Raw genomic sequence first — 16,115 nt, 5'->3', positions numbered from 1 at the left:
AATACAGATTGGTCAATACCGCTGAATAGTTACGAGCAAAAATGCCAGAGTTAAAAATGGGCAATGTTCGAATCAAACAGAAATACAAAGAAACTCCATCCCCTATTTACTTTAACTTTCCTCCAAAATGGGGGATTAACACTGGCGACCTATGTACCAAGCCGAATATAAAGGAATAAACTCATTTTTAAGAGATGCGTGTCGGCTACTTCTCAAAGAAGGGATCTGCCGTGAAACGCGCGGTATGAAATGCTATGAATTACCAGAACCTGTCATGTTCAAAATATCTGATCCAACAGCGCGATTGGTTACGATAGCTGAAAGAAATTGGTATGCACCTTTATCGTATGGCGAATCGTTATGGCTTGCCGCAGGAAGAAATGATATGGAATATATCAATCTTTATGGTAGCAACATGAAGAATTTCTCGGATAATTGTGAAACGATGAGAGGGGGCTATGGGCCTAGGTTAAGACACTTTAATGGTAGTTCTATCGATTATGATATCCGCCAAATACGAGAGGTGTTTCCTATGGAAGTAGACCAGTTTCGATATGTGGTGGAATGTTTTAAGAAAGATGAATGCACTCGACAGGCGATTATCAACATTGGTGATCCCATAAAGGATTGTTTTGATAAAGTAGGAAACCTAAAAGTAACAAAAGATATTCCATGCACACGGATGCTTCATTTTATGAAAGATGCTAAAGAGAGGAAGCTAAATCTGATAGTATCCATGCGTTCTAATGATCTTATATGGGGAGCTAGTGCTGTCAATGTCTTCAACTTCACTCTAATTCAAGAGTATTTTTCTGCAATTTTAGGAATGGAAATAGGCTGCTATTACCATATTGTCAATAATCTCCACTACTATGAGAATAAAAGAGAAATGGTAGAAGCCATTGCTGCTGTTGACGAAGTGGAAGATGAGCATTTTGAGTACAACAAATCTTTTCAATCATTGGAGGTTTTTGACAAATTTATCTTTGAACTATCAAAGGAAGAGCAAAAGATGAGACTTGAGGGAGACAATTACAAATATCATTCTTTTTCAGATCCATTTATACAAGATTGGTATAATGTCCTTTATACAAGGTTAACAAAGAGAAAAATTGACTTCATCAACCCTGTCTTAAAATCACTTATTATCTAATCATACGTGTACATTTCATTCCAAAAATCGTGGTGTATTCGATTTCATCAGTTTACCAAGATTACGTATGAATGTTTTGATAATCAGGGGAATTGTATTTTGATTCATGCAATGCACTCATCGCCCCACAATATGACCATCCTACAAATCTCCGACACCCACAATCGCCACGGCCTATTGCAAGACAAGCCAATGGCAGACGTACTGATTCATTGCGGCGACTTCACCGATAGGGGAACGGAAGCAGAGGCATTGGACTTTCTTAATTGGTTCATCGCCCTACCCCATCCGCACAAACTCTTCGTAACAGGCAATCACGACCTCTGCCTTTGGGATGCCGAGGACATAGCCGACCTACCCCCAAACGTGCTATTTCTTCAAGACAAGGCATGCGAAATAGAGGGTGTAAAGTTCTTCGGACTAGGTTACAACCATTCCGAAAGACTTATACCCAACGATGTTGACGTACTGATTACCCACGAACCACCCATGATGATACGCGACAAGTCTAACGGAACACATTGGGGTAACGTTCCACTCCGCAATCGCGTAATGGAAGTTAAACCCAAGTTCCACCTCTTCGGTCACGCCCACGAGTCGTATGGCACAGACGTATTTGGCAATACCGTGTTTTCCAACGGCGCAGTATTAGACGATCAATACCACCTAGTCAACGCCCCCGCACTGCTTACACTCGAAACGTAAGCAATGATTGGTTAGTTGACGGGTTCACAAGTTGAAGAGTTGACAAGTTGAAGAGTTGACGAGTTTATCAAGACGCTATCGTCTTGCAACAAAGCATTTGGCTTAACTCCATAACTCCTTAACTCCATAACTCCTTTATAATATAAACACATCGCCATCCCTCATCACAGGGAACGTGCGACGCAGTCCTTCCAAACATTCTAGCGAGAGCGTGGCATGCGCCACATCCACCTCGTTTGCTCTGCATTCGGCCAGCGTTTGTCCTTGTGGGTCTAGCACAACAGACCCTCCGCTGTAAGCATTAGCAGGGTCGTTACCCACGCGGTTAACACCCAACACAAAGCATTGGTTCTCGATGGCACGCGCCCTAAGCAACGTTTGCCAAGCAAAAAGGCGCGACGTGGGCCAGTTGGCCACATATATGGCCACATCGTAGTCGCCCCGGTTACGACTAAACACGGGGAAACGCAGGTCGTAACACACCTGCAAAAGAAACCGCAAACCACCATAGCGCACCACAACGCGGTCTTCGCCCTTGGTGTAAAGCCCGTCTTCGCCCGCGTATGTAAAGAGGTGACGCTTGTCGTAATGCCATGTCGCGCCGTCGGGCGTAACGAAATAAAAGCGGTTATGCCACCTGCCAGCCACTTCCACCGCCACACTTCCAGCCACGGCACATCCCCTACGCTTGGCCATGTCCACCATCCAACGATGCACTTGCCCTTCTTGCGGCTCGGTCACAACATCTCCGCCCACCATAAAACCCGTAGCAAACATTTCGGGCAACACGTAAAGTTGGACGTTGGGATGTTCGTCCATCAGCTGTTCCGCACGTTGTAGGTTCTCTTCCTTATCCCCCCAAACGATATCTGTTTGTAATAGCGCTATTTCCATTGTCCATTTCCTCATCTTTTGTTTTTTCGTCATGCTTTGTTTCAACCGCAAAGCTAGCATTTTTCAACCGAAACACCAAAAGAAAGCTCCACAAGTAAACTCATCAACTCAAAAGCTCATTAACCCATCAACTCAAAAACACAAAAACTCATCAGCTCAAAACTTAAAATATTATATTAATCTTTACAAAACACCATCATGTCCACACACCATTCTAGAGAAAATAAAGTGTTAAAGCATGCAATTAGACCTTTTTTTTTCATTGGTGCGCCCCGTTTTTTGTTCAATCTTAAGAACAAAAATTGCATTTTGCACCACTTTACCTTTCTAGTTGATGCCCAACACGTAAAAATCTCATTGGCGAAAACCAGCTATTTGGGTCGAAAAAAGCACATTTAAAGCTACTTTTGCTCATGTTCAGCACAAGTTTTCTATCTAATAAAAATACATTAAGTCGTAATCCCCAGTGCATTTTCATTCATTTAGCACCATGTTTAGCACCAAATTGCGTTGCGTTTTGCACCAAATCACATTGCGTTTTGCACCAAATTGCACTGCGTTTTGCACCAAATTACACTGCGTTTTGCACCAAATTACACTGCGTTTTGCACCAAATTGCAGCATTTTCCGCAGCAAATAGCACACATTTATCTTAAAGTTGCAATTTTATGCAATATCAAAAGCTTTGCCACCGCTTTATAGTAACCTCCCTTTTGCACAAAAAGAACGCTCGCGAGAATCGTTTTTTTCGGGTCGGGTGGACGATTGGTGAATTATAAGCCACTCATAATGTTAAAATTTATACCATAAAATTTACAATACCAACCTTCCCCCTCAATCTTAATTACAAAACTAATCGCCCGCTTAAATCAGTCATTCGTTTAAAACTTCCAACAATACTAATTGTACGAAAAAATGGCAGAATTGTCCACAATTACCCTTGACTTATGAAAAAACCACACGATATTTAATATTATTTAGATACCAACATGATGAAATCTGTTATTAAAGTTGTACTTTTGCCATAAATTAATACTTTAGAAAAGTAATACATTATGGCAGAATCTTTAGACATCCGTGAATTAAACCAACTTATCGAGCAACAGAGCGCATTTATCACCAACCTGACAACAGGAATGAACCGCGTTATCGTGGGGCAAAAACACCTCATCGACTCGTTGCTCATCTCATTGCTTAGCGACGGACACATCCTCTTGGAAGGTGTTCCTGGACTAGCAAAGACACTTGCAATTAAGACTTTGGCGCAACTTGTAGACGCCGATTACAGCCGTATACAATTTACACCCGACCTCTTGCCTGCCGACGTTATCGGTACGCTCGTATATTCGCAAAAGGAAGAGAACTTCCAAGTGAAGAAAGGACCCGTGTTTGCCAACTTCGTGCTGGCCGACGAAATTAACCGTGCGCCCGCCAAGGTGCAAAGCGCACTGCTCGAGGCCATGCAGGAACATCAGGTAACCATCGGCGAAAAAACCTTCCCCTTGCCCAAGCCCTTCCTCGTGATGGCCACACAAAACCCTATTGAGCAAGAAGGAACCTACCAACTGCCAGAGGCACAGGTAGACCGATTTATGCTTAAAGTGGTGATAGACTACCCCACACTGGAAGAAGAAAAGCTCATCATACGCGAAAACATACACGGCGGACTGCCACAGGTGTTGCCCGTAACCACGGCCAACGACATCATGAAGGCTCGCGGAGTGGTTAACCAAGTGTATATCGACGAAAAGATTGAACAATACATTGCCGATATCGTTTTCGCATCGCGCTATCCCGAACGCTATCAGCTTGCCGACCTCAAACCGCTCATCAACTACGGCGGTTCGCCACGTGCAAGTATCAACCTCGCCAAGGCCGCCAGGGCTTACGCCTTTATCAAGCATCGCGGCTATGTTGTACCCGAAGATGTACGCGCTGTGGTTCACGATGTAATGATACACCGCATCGGCCTATCCTACGAGGCAGAGGCCAGCAACGTAACCAGTGAAGAAATCGTCAGCAAGATTATTAATAAGGTGGAGGTGCCTTAATGGATGCGCTCGAACTGTTTAAACAGGTACGGAAAATAGAAATAAAAACCCGCGGGCTAAGCAGTAATATCTTCGCGGGACAATACCACTCGGCCTTCAAGGGACGAGGCATGGCCTTCTCGGAGGTACGCGAATATCAGTTTGGCGACGACGTGCGCGATATCGACTGGAACGTAACGGCACGCTTTCGCCGACCTTTCGTCAAGGTGTTCGAGGAAGAACGCGAACTCACCGTGATGCTACTCATCGACGTGAGCGGCTCGCTAGACTTCGGAACAACACAACGAACCAAACGCGAAATGGCCACAGAGATGGCAGCCATCTTGGCTTTCAGTGCCATACAAAACAACGACAAGATTGGCGTCATCTTCTTTTCCGACCGCATTGAGAAATACATCCCACCAAAAAAGGGACGTAAACACATACTGTACATCATCCACGAGATGCTCGACTTTAAGCCCGAAAGCAAACGAACAAACGTTGCCGCGGCCATCGAATATCTAACAAGGGTGATGAAACGCAGGTGCATCGCATTCGTGGTGAGCGACTTCTACGTCGAAAACAGTTTCCAAAAAGAACTGCAAATAGCCAACTCTAAACACGATGTTGTGGCTATTCAGGTGTACGATCAACGTGCCAAAACCCTACCCAACGTGGGGCTGATGAAGGTGAAGGATGCCGAAACAGGACACGAAATGTTCATCGACACGGCCAGTGCCAAATTAAGGCGCGCACATACCGAATATTGGCTCGAGAGAATGAACACCCTCAAAACCACGTTCGCGCAAAGCAACGTAGACTGGGTGTCAGTGGCCACCAACGAAGACTATGTTAAGGCAATGATGCTTTTATTTATGCAAAGAGGACAAAACAGATGATTAAACGACACATAACGCTGCTTATTGTCGCGCTCTTGGCTGTGGCAGCCAAGGCTCAGGTGTCCGTTGAACAGAAAATAGACTCGTTCGCCATCTACATCGGACAGCAAACGGCACTGCGCCTAAGCGTAACGGCACCGAAGGGACAAACCGTGGTGTTTCCTAATTTCACGCCCTCGCAAGAAATGGTGCCAGGCATTGAGGTGCTGCAAGCCAGCGAGGAGAAAACCACCGAGCTAGACAATGGCCTGCAAAAAACCACGAAAAGCTACACGCTCACCTCGTTCGACGAGAAACTATACTCGCTGCCTGGACTGAAAGTAAAGGTGAACAACAAGGAATACGAGGCTAACATCTTGGCACTTAAAGTGGTTACGATGGATGTAGACACGTTGCACCCCAATCAATTCTTCCCCCCGAAAGACGTACAAAACAACCCTTTCTCGTGGACAGAAGAACCGTGGGCATCCATGTTCTACCTTAGTGTGCTGATGTTGCTGCTTGCCGCACTGGGCGTTTACCTCCTTGTGAGGCTCAAACAAAACAAGCCTGTTATCACGCGCATACGTATCGTGAAGAAAATACTGCCCCATCAAAAGGCCATGACGGCCATCGAGCGCATAAAAGCCGAGAAGATGACCGCATCGGAAAACCAAAAGGAGTATTACACCCAACTAACCGATGCGCTAAGGCAATATATCAACGAGCGTTTTGGCTTTAACGCCATGGAAATGACCAGTGCCGAAATTATCGAACACCTGAACGCCAACGGCAATCAGGAAATGATGAACGAGCTGAAAGAGATTTTCCAAACAGCCGACTTGGTGAAATTCGCCAAATACGCCACGCTGATTAACGAGAACGATCTTAACTTGGTGAACGCTATCCAGTTCATCGACAAGACCAAGATTGAAAACCAACCCGACACAGAACGCATCGTACCCGAACTCACCGAGGCCGACAAACGAACCAAACAAACGCGTGTGGCACTTAAAACGGTGATATGGACCATCGCCATCTGCGTGGCGGCCATCATGGTTTACATCGTGTATAGCCTCTACGACGTGTTGGGTTAACAAACCTTCAAGGATAAATACCAATATGGAATTTGCAAACAAAGAATATTTCCTGCTGCTTGCGCTCCTAGTACCTTATATATTTTGGTACTTCATCTATAAGAAAAGGGGCGAACCCACCTTGCGCATGAGCGACACCAGGGCATACCGCTACGCTCCCAAAAGCTGGCGAATGCGACTGATGAACCTGCCCGTGCTGCTTAGGTGCGCCACGTTTGCGCTGGCCGTAATCATCTTAGCCAGGCCACAAACGCACACGTCGTGGGGCAACAAGCAAGTAGAGGGAATCGACATCATGCTGGCGATGGACGTTTCTACGTCGATGCTGGCCGAAGACCTCACGCCTAACCGCATGGAGGCGGCCAAAGACGTGGCCGCTGAGTTTATTGCCGACAGGCCAAACGACAACATCGGGCTCACCATCTTTGCAGGAGAGGCGTTCACGCAGTGCCCTATGACAACCGACCACACCTCTCTGCTCAACATGCTGCAAACCGTTAGGACCGACATTGCGGCCAAAGGGCTCATCCAAGACGGTACGGCAATTGGCATGGGACTGGCAAACGCCGTGTCGCGACTTAAAGACAGCAAGGCCAAAAGCAAGGTGGTGATATTGCTTACCGACGGTTCGAACAACATGGGCGACCTCTCGCCGATGACTAGTGCCAACATCGCCAAGAGTCTAGGCATAAGGGTGTACACCATTGGCGTGGGAACGAACAAGGTGGCGCGTTATCCGATGCCCGTGGCGGGGGGCGTGCAATATGTAAATATGCCTGTGGAAATAGACACCAAGGTATTGAAAGACATTGCAGCCACCACCGACGGAAACTTCTATCGTGCGACGAACAACCAAGAGTTGAAACAGATTTACAAGGACATCGACAAGTTGGAGAAGTCGAAAATGAGTGTGAAGAAGTTTTCTAAACTCTACGAGGCTTACCAACCTTTCGCCATCTTGGCTCTCATCACATTGCTTGCCGAGATATTGCTACGCACCACTGTGCTAAGGCGAATACCGTAAAAGAGGCCTCACCCCCACCCCCTCTCCAAGGGGAGAGGGGAGTAATATGCCTTGCTGTTTAAAGGTAAAAGAGTGAGAAATATGGCTAACGCCCACAAAGCTGCGCATGGTTCTAGTTGTTTTAGTTTCCCTAGTGTAACCTGATTTCCCTAGTGTCCCTAGAATGCCTAGTTACCTAAACTCCTCAAAATACAACCCCATTTTAACTGGAAAAAGAAATGTTTAGATTCGAAGACCCTATATACCTATGGTTGCTACTACTAGTGCCTGTGCTGGCATTAGTGGCCCTCTTGGCACACCGCAAGAAAAGAAGGCAGCTCAAAGCCTTTGGCGACCCCGAACTGCTTAACGACCTAATGCCCGACGTTTCCACTTACCGCCCGTGGGTAAAGCTGGGCTTGGCCACCACTGCCTTCGCCTTGTTGGTGGTGATGTTGGCTCGTCCGCAGATGGGTACGAAGATAACCCACGACAAACGAAACGGCATCGAGACCATCATTGCCGTAGACATCAGCAACTCGATGATGGCACAAGACGTGGTGCCATCGCGCTTGGAGAAAAGTAAACTGCTTATCGAGAACCTTGTAGACAACTTCACACACGACCGCATAGGGCTTGTGGTGTTTGCCGGCGACGCTTTCGTACAACTGCCCATCACCACCGACTATGTTTCGGCGAAAATGTTCTTGCAAAACATCGACCCGGCACTCATCGCCACACAAGGAACCGACATCGCCAAGGCCATCAACCTTTCGATGCGCAGTTTCAGCCAACAAAAAGACATCGGCAAGGCAATTATCGTGATTACTGATGGCGAAGACCACGAGGGAGGCGCACTAGAAGCGGCCAAAGCTGCCAACGAACGGGGCATCCACGTGTTTATCCTAGGCATCGGCAGCACCAAGGGCTCGCCCATCCCCACGTCAGAAGGAGGCTATCTCACTGACCGCAGCGGACAGACGGTACTCACAGCACTGAATGAAAGCATGTGTAAACAGATTGCGCAGGCAGGTAACGGCACCTATATACACGTGGACAACACCAACGATGCACAAGAAAAGCTGAACAACGAACTGGCCAAGCTGCAACGCGCAGACACGCAAGCCGTGATTTATAGCGAATATGGCGAGCAATTCCAGGCCGTGTGCATCATCGTTATCATCTTGCTCATCGCCGAAATACTCATCCTCGACATCAAAAACCCAAAGTGGCGCAACATCCATCTCTTTGGTTCGAAGAAAAGTGCAGCCATGTTGCTGTTGCTCATTGCGCCCACATTGGCCTTCGCACAAAACGACAGGCACTACATACGCACCGGCAACAAGCTCTATCGCAACCAGAACTACGCCAAAGCCGAAGTGGAATACCGCAAGGCCATGTCGCAAAACGGCAGCAATGCGCACGCCGTTTACAACCTAGGAAACGCGTTGATGATGCAACAGAAAGACTCGGCGGCCATTGCGCAACTAGAAAATGCAGGCAAGATGGAAACCAACAAAACCCGTAAGGCTATGGCCTACCACAACATCGGCACCATCTGCCAAAGGCATCAGCTATACGGCGATGCCATCAAAGCCTACCAAGAGGCACTGCGCAACAACCCCAACGACAACGAAACGCGCTATAACCTTGCCCTATGCAAGAGGCTGAACAAGAACAACAAGGACCAACAGAAACAACAAAAACAACAAAAACAAGAACAAGAACAGCAAAAACAGCAAAAGGAGAAAGAGAAACAACAACCCAAACCCAAGGAGCAAATGAGCAAGGAAAATGCCGAACAGCTGCTCAATGCTACCATACAAGATGAGAAAGCCACACAGCAAAGGCTGAAGAAGGCAATGCAACAGCCGTCGAGAAGGACGGTTGAGAAGAATTGGTAACGATGCGGTTAACCACACTCACCTAAAAAAAACAATTGGTTCTATGAAACGAATGAAGAGACATATCCTATTGATGGTGGCCTTGGCCAACGTCATGTTCGTGGCAGCACAACGCCTAACGGTGTCGGCTCCATCGAAAGTGGCCGCCGGGGAGAACTTCCGAATAGCCTATACCATCAACACACAAGACGTGGACGACTTCAAGGCTGGTAACATCCCGTCGGCAATCGAGGTGATTGCTGGCCCTTACACCTCGTCGCAATCGAGCTACCAGATGACCAACGGGCACACAAGTTCAAGTTCGTCGGTGACATATACCTACACGCTTTATGCCACAAAGAACGGAACTTACACCATTTCGCCCGCCAAGGCAATGGTACACGGCAAGGCCATTATGTCGCCTGCCGTGAAGATTAACGTGGTGGGAACGGCCAAGCCCTCGGCTAACGGTGCGCCGAAGATGCACGATTACGACAACGACGAGGACGCCATGCGAGCCGCAGGCAGCAAAATTTCGGGTAGCGACCTATTTATTAAGGTGAGCGCTAACAAAAAAAGAGTGCGCGAGCAAGAGCCCGTGCTGCTCTCTTACAAGGTGTATAGCCTAGTGGAGCTAACGCAACTCAACGGTAAAATGCCCGATCTAAACGGTTTCCACACCCAAGAAGTGAAGTTGCCAACGCAAAAAAGTTTCCATGTGGAAAGGCTCAACGGCAAGAACTACAAGTGCGTTACATGGAGTCAATATGTGATGTACCCCCAAATGAGCGGCGAACTGAAAATTCCCAGCATCAAGTTCGATGGTATTGTGGTGCAGAGAAACCGCAACGTAGACCCCTTTGAGGCAATCTTTAACGGCGGAGCAGGATATGTTGAAGTGAAAAAAGAGATTGAGGCACCTGGTCTTACGCTGCAAGTAGACCCACTACCCGCACGTCCGGCCAACTTCTCTGGCGGCGTAGGCAACTTCACCATCTCGGCACAACTAAACAAAAAGGAGGTAAAAACGGGCGAACCGCTTAACCTGCGCATCGTGGTGAGCGGAGCAGGAAACCTTAAACTGCTAAAAGCACCCACGGTAAACTTCCCCAAGAGTTTCGACAAGTACGACGTAAAGGTAACGGACAAGACCCAACTTACCACCAACGGCATAGAGGGAAACATGATTTACGACTTCCTGGCTGTGCCGCAACAAATTGGGAAATACGAAATTCCGCCCACGGAGTTCGTGTTCTACGACACCAAGACCCAACAATACCGCACCATTCGAACCCAACGTTTCACCCTCAACATCGAGAAAGGAACGGGAACGACCTCGGAAATGAGCAAGTTTGAAGAGGAACAGAACAAAGACATCCGCCCCATCATGCAGGGTCCAGCCGTGATGTTAAAGTCTAACCGCATGTTCTTCGCCTCCCCCTTGTGGTTCGTTCTCTTGCTCGTCATCGTTGGCGCAACCGTGGTAATCTTCATCGTGCTCCGCCAAAGGCAAGAAATATATTCCGACTCGCGCCGTCTGCGTGGTTCGAGAGCCAACAAAGTGGCCGCACGCCGCTTGAAACTCGCAGGAAAACTGATGGAAGAAAGCCGCCAAAACGAGTTCTACGACGAAGTGTTGCATGCACTTTGGGGATATGTTAGCGACAAACTGGGCATCTCGGCAGAACAGCTAACGCGCGAGAACATCGCCGAAACGCTTAACCGCAGAGCCGTAAACGCCGAAACGATAGACAGCTTTATCGCCGCTATCGACGAGTGCGAGTTCGAACGCTACGCACCGGGCGACTCGCAAGGCAACATGAGTAAGACCTACGACATGGCCGTAAAGGCTATTATGGACATCGAATCCACTATGAAATCAAACAAGAATGCCCCCACCCTAGTGCTGCTAACCTTGGTGATGAGCATGCTGTCGCTGACGGCAAACGCTGTAACCAAGGCCTCGACCGACCAAGAATATAAGCGCGGAAACTACCCGCAGGCCATCGCCGACTACAAGGCGTTGCTGAAAAAAGCACCTTCGGCCGAGGTATATTACAACCTTGGCAATGCCTATTTCCGCTCCGACAGCATCCCGCAGGCCATCTTAGCCTACGAAAGGGCGGCACTCATCAACCCAGGAAACAGCCAAATAAGGTTCAACCTGCAATTCGCACGCGGCAAAACCATCGACAAAGTGGCCGAACCCGACGAGATGTTCTTCGTCACTTGGTATCGCTCTGCGGCCAATCTCGCCACAGCAGACGGTTGGGCAACCACGGCTTTGCTCTCGGCTGCCTTGCTTGGATGCTGCATTCTGCTCTACTTCTTCAATTCGCGCATACCTGTTCGCAAGGTCGGTTTTGGCTGTTCCATCGCCTTTGCCGTACTTTTCGTGCTGTCAATCATATTTGCCATGTACCAAAAGAGTGCGCTCACAAGTAAAGAAGGAGCGATAATCATGGCACCCGCGGCAAATCTTAAAAAGACGCCCATACGTTCGGGAGCTGATGAGGCCGTACTACACGAAGGCACAAGGGTAGACATTGCCGATCGCTCCATAAAAGGTTGGCTTGGCGTTAAGCTTGCCGATGGGCGCGAAGGATGGATTGAACAAAACACGGTGGAAGAGATTTAAGGCCACAACAAGTTGCCTAACTAGGTTCGTCGACATCGAACGCCGTCGTGCAAAGCACCTTTAACGAGCGTGCAGACACCTTATTATATAGAAAAGATTAGGTTTTGTAAGCATCACTGCCTTTAAGCAATGAACGGCAGCACACGCCACATGGCCGTACAAGCTGATTTGTATTAACGCTACAAAAGGCACGTACAGACCATATAAAGATATGGCCTGCATATATTAAAGACATGCCTAGCCATATATAAGTAATACATCGGCATCGCGTAACTTGCGCCTAAGCGTTTCTGAGGTTATGCACCTTATCGCCTTCAACCCTAAGCAGAAAAGCTTGACACCTTATATAATAAGGAGACGACGAAGGCAGAACACCCCAAAGAGCGCATGGGCTTACAAAGCCACGAATGCCAAACACGAGTATAAGACATACACCGCCAAGGCGCATAAAACAAGGAATTAGAAACCCGATAACAACAACAAACAACAGCAAAAAAGGAAGAATGAACCTCACCAACATATTGGAACTAGACCGAATGGTGCTTGCCTGGTTCAACGGGAGCAACTCGCTCTTCGTCGATTCCTTGGCCGTAAACCTCACTTCGGGATTCACGTGGATACCACTCTACGTGGTTCTTATCTATGTCATTATCAAAAACAACGACACCATGCCGCAAATATTCCTCACCATAGGATGCGCCGTGCTTGCCGTTGTGGTGGTGAGCGTGTCGGTAGAACTCGTCATCAAACCCCTTGTTGGGCGATGGCGACCCAGCAACGACCCCTATATCAAGCACACCATCAAGATTGTTAACGGCATACGCAGTGGCCAATACGGATTTTTCTCGGCGCATGCCGCCAACACTTTCTCGTTGGCAGTGTTCCTCAGTTTGCTCATCAAGAGCCGCCCTCTGGCCGTCATGCTCTGCCTTTGGTCGGCCGTTAACTGCTGGACACGCCTCTATCTAGGCCTCCATTACCCACTCGACATCCTCTTCGGACTACTTTGGGGCGCACTCGTGGGTTGGTCGGCCTACGCGCTTTATCGTCGTTGGGGCAAGCCATTAGGCCTTCCCCGCACACAAGTAACACCCCAAACCACCGCCTCAGCCTTTTTAAAGGCCGATGTTGGCAAGGTGTTGCTCACGATGGCGCTGTGGATTTGCGCCATCATCATATACAGCTTATTCAACGCATAACAATGAATACTAAACACATCAGGATAAAAGACTATAACTACGACTTGCCCGACGAACGCATAGCCAAGTTTCCCTTGCCCCAACGCGACAAGAGCAAGCTACTTGTTTACAATCATGGCGAGGTGTCGCAAGACGAGTTTAGCAACATCACCCGCTACCTACCGCAGGGCGCACTCATGGTTTTCAACAACACCAAGGTTATTCAAGCGCGCCTGCATTTCAGAAAAGAAACGGGGTCGCTCATCGAAATATTCCTCCTCGAACCTGCATTGCCCGCCGATTACGAACAGATGTTCCAAACAACGAGCACCTGTTCGTGGTATTGCATGGTGGGAAATCTGAAAAAATGGAAAGGCGGACCGCTAACAACTACGGTCGAGATAGCGGGTCAACCAGCAGCAGTACAACTCACTGCCGAACGCGACATGTCGTGCGAAACGGCACTGAAAATAGACTTCAAATGGACTGGCAACAAGCTATCGTTTGCCGAATTACTCGACAAAGCAGGCGAACTACCCATCCCTCCCTATCTCAACCGCAACACGCAAGAAAGCGATAAAACCACTTACCAAACCGTCTACTCCAAGATTAAAGGCTCAGTAGCCGCCCCAACTGCCGGTCTACACTTCACGCAAAGGGTGCTTGCCGACATCGACCAGCACGGCATCGACCGCGAGGAACTTACCTTACACGTTGGCGCAGGCACCTTCAAACCCGTAAAGAGCGAAGAAATTGAGGGCCACTCCATGCACACCGAGTATGTGTGCATACGCCGAACAACGCTCGAAAAGCTGCTGCAACACAACTGCCAGGCCATAGCTGTGGGCACAACCAGCGTGCGAACTCTCGAAAGTCTGTATTACATGGGCTGCAAGGTAAAGGCCAATCCCAACGTCTCGCTCGAACAATTGCACGTAAATCAATGGGAGCCCTACGAGCCAACGCCCACCAACATCACGCCCACTGAAGCCATTGGCGAACTGATTGCCTACATGGACCGAAACAATTTGCCCTCGCTCCATTCCAGCACGCAGATAATCATCGCGCCAGGCTACCAATATAGAATCGTAAAACGCCTCGTCACCAACTTCCACCAACCGCAAAGCACATTGCTTTTACTGGTTAGCGCATTCGTTGGAGGCGATTGGAAAAGCATCTATCGCTATGCGCTCGACAACGATTTCAGGTTTTTAAGCTATGGCGACAGCAGCATTCTCATTCCCTAACACCAAACAGCAAGACTATGAAAAAAGGAGATAAAGTAAGGTTTCTAAGCGAAACGGGCGGCGGTATCGTGGCTGGTTTCCAAGGAAAAAACATCGTGTTGGTACAAGATTCCGACGGTTTCGAGATACCCATGAGCATCAACGAGGTGGTGGTTGTAGACGAGGAGTTGGACCGCAAGCAAGGCAGAACGTCAAAGGTGACCAACGAACAGAAGACGAACACCACGCAACAAGACACCCCTGGCAAGCAATCCATCAAGGCATTGCTAAGTGGCGGATACGAAAACGAAGAAATTGACAACGATACGGAACACGAAACAGACCCTGCCGACAGCGAAATTACCTTCCGCAAGCCTGTTGAAGAACGTGTGGGCTGCAACAGTCTGAACGTGTATTTGGCCTTCGTTCCCGAAAACGCACGGCAGTTGAGCCACACCAAAATGGCAGTAGAACTGGTGAACGACAGCAATTATTACCTGCGTTACGCCTTTGCCACTGCCGAGGGCGAAAGCTGGACGCTGCGCAACGAGGGCGAGATGGAACCCAACACCAAGGTTACGCTCGAAACCATTGCCGCTGAAGACTATAACAGCTTTGAGCAATCGGCCTTCCAAGCCATTGCGTTCAAAAGGCAAAAAAGCTATGTGCGCAAGCCTGCCATCGACGTAAAGCTACACATCGAGCCGCTTAAACTGTTCAAACAACATCTCTTTGCCGAAACGCCTTTTTACAACGAGCCGGCCATGCTCTATACCATTGTCGAGGGCGACGAGCCGGCCGAGGCGCCTGTTAGCGAGATTGATGCAGACAAACTGAAAACGGAGATGCTCTCTAAGGCTGCCATACAAAAGATGAAACAAGATGCGCGGTCTGCCAAAGGCGCAGTTTCTGCAACTGGCAAACACGCTCATGGCGGCCGTCAAGCCAACGAACCATTGGTGGTTGACCTGCATGCCCACGAGATTTTAGAGACTACACAAGGTATGGATTCGCTCGATATTCTGCAATATCAACTGGAAGTTTTCCGCCGAACACTTAAAGAACACGCCAACGAACGCGGCCTTAAAATCGTGTTCATCCACGGTAAAGGCGAAGGCGTGCTACGAAAAGCCATCATCAACGAACTGAACCGACACTTTAAAGGCTATACTTACCAAGATGCCTCGTTCCAAGAATATGGGTATGGAGCAACGTTGGTAAAGGTGAAAGGGTGAAAAGGTGAAAGGGTGAAAAGGTGAAAAGGTGAAAGGGTGAAAGGGTGAAAAGATGGGAAAGGTGAAAAGATGGGAAAGGTGAAAGGGTGAAAAGATGGCTGACGCCCACAAAGCCGCGTATGGTTTCTAAATATCCACGTTTCCCTTGCGTGTCTAGTTTCCCTAGCTCTCCTAGATTTCCTAGCTCTCCTAGAT

12 protein-coding genes are annotated in these 16,115 nt (G+C 48.4%); 11 read left to right on the top strand and 1 reads right to left on the bottom strand.

All coding sequences use genetic code 11. The annotated features are described in order from the left end of the window. Positions 1–151 precede the first annotated feature (151 nt). Both HMPREF2955_RS01720 and HMPREF2955_RS01715 read left to right on the top strand, forming a co-directional pair. On the top strand, positions 152–1,153 hold the full coding sequence (locus HMPREF2955_RS01720) for a thymidylate synthase (protein ID WP_019186841.1): 1,002 nt from the start codon (positions 152–154) through the stop codon (positions 1,151–1,153). 132 nt (positions 1,154–1,285) lie between these two features. Then, positions 1,286–1,858, top strand: coding sequence for a metallophosphatase domain-containing protein (locus HMPREF2955_RS01715; protein WP_070720296.1), 573 nt, complete (start codon positions 1,286–1,288; stop codon positions 1,856–1,858). 135 nt (positions 1,859–1,993) lie between these two features. On the opposite strand, the gene HMPREF2955_RS01710 is transcribed toward HMPREF2955_RS01715, so the two are convergent. Continuing rightward, entirely contained in the window at positions 1,994–2,752 is a 759-nt protein-coding gene (locus HMPREF2955_RS01710) for an amidohydrolase (RefSeq protein WP_070720303.1), read from the bottom strand. A 1,055-nt stretch (positions 2,753–3,807) separates the two neighbouring features. On the opposite strand from HMPREF2955_RS01710, the gene HMPREF2955_RS01705 reads away from it, so the two are divergent. The 9 genes from HMPREF2955_RS01705 to HMPREF2955_RS01665 all read left to right on the top strand — a co-directional run bounded on the left by HMPREF2955_RS01705 (position 3,808) and on the right by HMPREF2955_RS01665 (position 15,920). Further along, a complete protein-coding gene (locus HMPREF2955_RS01705; RefSeq protein WP_019186837.1) occupies positions 3,808–4,803 on the top strand; it encodes an AAA family ATPase in 996 nt (331 codons plus the stop codon). Beyond that, on the top strand, positions 4,803–5,681 hold the full coding sequence (locus HMPREF2955_RS01700) for a DUF58 domain-containing protein (protein ID WP_070720295.1): 879 nt from the start codon (positions 4,803–4,805) through the stop codon (positions 5,679–5,681). Before HMPREF2955_RS01705 ends, HMPREF2955_RS01700 begins: the two co-directional genes overlap by 1 nt. Further along, complete coding sequence (locus HMPREF2955_RS01695; protein WP_070720292.1) at positions 5,678–6,757, top strand: BatD family protein; 1,080 nt, start codon at positions 5,678–5,680, stop codon at positions 6,755–6,757. Before HMPREF2955_RS01700 ends, HMPREF2955_RS01695 begins: the two co-directional genes overlap by 4 nt. 25 nt (positions 6,758–6,782) lie before the next feature. Continuing rightward, complete coding sequence (locus tag HMPREF2955_RS01690) at positions 6,783–7,781, top strand: vWA domain-containing protein (RefSeq protein WP_009161546.1); 999 nt, start codon at positions 6,783–6,785, stop codon at positions 7,779–7,781. Positions 7,782–7,999: 218 nt separating this feature from the next. Next, on the top strand, positions 8,000–9,664 hold the full coding sequence (locus tag HMPREF2955_RS01685; RefSeq protein WP_070720290.1) for a VWA domain-containing protein: 1,665 nt from the start codon (positions 8,000–8,002) through the stop codon (positions 9,662–9,664). Between the two features lie 43 nt (positions 9,665–9,707). After that, complete coding sequence (locus HMPREF2955_RS01680; RefSeq protein WP_070720288.1) at positions 9,708–12,281, top strand: BatD family protein; 2,574 nt, start codon at positions 9,708–9,710, stop codon at positions 12,279–12,281. Between the two features lie 503 nt (positions 12,282–12,784). Further along, a complete protein-coding gene (locus HMPREF2955_RS01675) occupies positions 12,785–13,480 on the top strand; it encodes a phosphatase PAP2 family protein (protein ID WP_070720301.1) in 696 nt (231 codons plus the stop codon). Between the two features lie 2 nt (positions 13,481–13,482). After that, positions 13,483–14,706: an S-adenosylmethionine:tRNA ribosyltransferase-isomerase gene (locus HMPREF2955_RS01670; protein WP_070720286.1), complete on the top strand. Its 1,224-nt coding sequence runs from the start codon at positions 13,483–13,485 to the stop codon at positions 14,704–14,706. A 17-nt stretch (positions 14,707–14,723) separates the two neighbouring features. Further along, positions 14,724–15,920: a DUF2027 domain-containing protein gene (locus HMPREF2955_RS01665; protein WP_070720284.1), complete on the top strand. Its 1,197-nt coding sequence runs from the start codon at positions 14,724–14,726 to the stop codon at positions 15,918–15,920. Positions 15,921–16,115: the final 195 nt, after the last annotated feature.

This window comes from Prevotella sp. HMSC073D09 (genome assembly GCF_001814145.1).
Classification (GTDB): domain Bacteria; phylum Bacteroidota; class Bacteroidia; order Bacteroidales; family Bacteroidaceae; genus Prevotella; species Prevotella conceptionensis.
The sequence above is the reverse complement of the archived record's forward strand: the minus strand, read 5'-3'. Positions and strand labels throughout refer to the sequence as shown.

Excerpts from the sequence above, each read along its gene's own strand:
- HMPREF2955_RS01675 (WP_070720301.1), top strand. The coding sequence starts at position 12,785 with ATGAACCTCACCAACATATTGGAACTAGACCGAATGGTGCTTGCCTGG.
- HMPREF2955_RS01670 (WP_070720286.1), top strand. The coding sequence starts at position 13,483 with ATGAATACTAAACACATCAGGATAAAAGACTATAACTACGACTTGCCC.
- HMPREF2955_RS01665 (WP_070720284.1), top strand. The coding sequence starts at position 14,724 with ATGAAAAAAGGAGATAAAGTAAGGTTTCTAAGCGAAACGGGCGGCGGT.
- HMPREF2955_RS01695 (WP_070720292.1), top strand. The coding sequence starts at position 5,678 with ATGATTAAACGACACATAACGCTGCTTATTGTCGCGCTCTTGGCTGTG.
- HMPREF2955_RS01720 (WP_019186841.1), top strand. The coding sequence starts at position 152 with ATGTACCAAGCCGAATATAAAGGAATAAACTCATTTTTAAGAGATGCG.
- HMPREF2955_RS01690 (WP_009161546.1), top strand. The coding sequence starts at position 6,783 with ATGGAATTTGCAAACAAAGAATATTTCCTGCTGCTTGCGCTCCTAGTA.
- HMPREF2955_RS01715 (WP_070720296.1), top strand. The coding sequence starts at position 1,286 with ATGACCATCCTACAAATCTCCGACACCCACAATCGCCACGGCCTATTG.
- HMPREF2955_RS01705 (WP_019186837.1), top strand. The coding sequence starts at position 3,808 with ATGGCAGAATCTTTAGACATCCGTGAATTAAACCAACTTATCGAGCAA.
- HMPREF2955_RS01710 (WP_070720303.1), bottom strand. The coding sequence starts at position 2,752 with ATGGAAATAGCGCTATTACAAACAGATATCGTTTGGGGGGATAAGGAA.
- HMPREF2955_RS01685 (WP_070720290.1), top strand. The coding sequence starts at position 8,000 with ATGTTTAGATTCGAAGACCCTATATACCTATGGTTGCTACTACTAGTG.
- HMPREF2955_RS01700 (WP_070720295.1), top strand. The coding sequence starts at position 4,803 with ATGGATGCGCTCGAACTGTTTAAACAGGTACGGAAAATAGAAATAAAA.
- HMPREF2955_RS01680 (WP_070720288.1), top strand. The coding sequence starts at position 9,708 with ATGAAACGAATGAAGAGACATATCCTATTGATGGTGGCCTTGGCCAAC.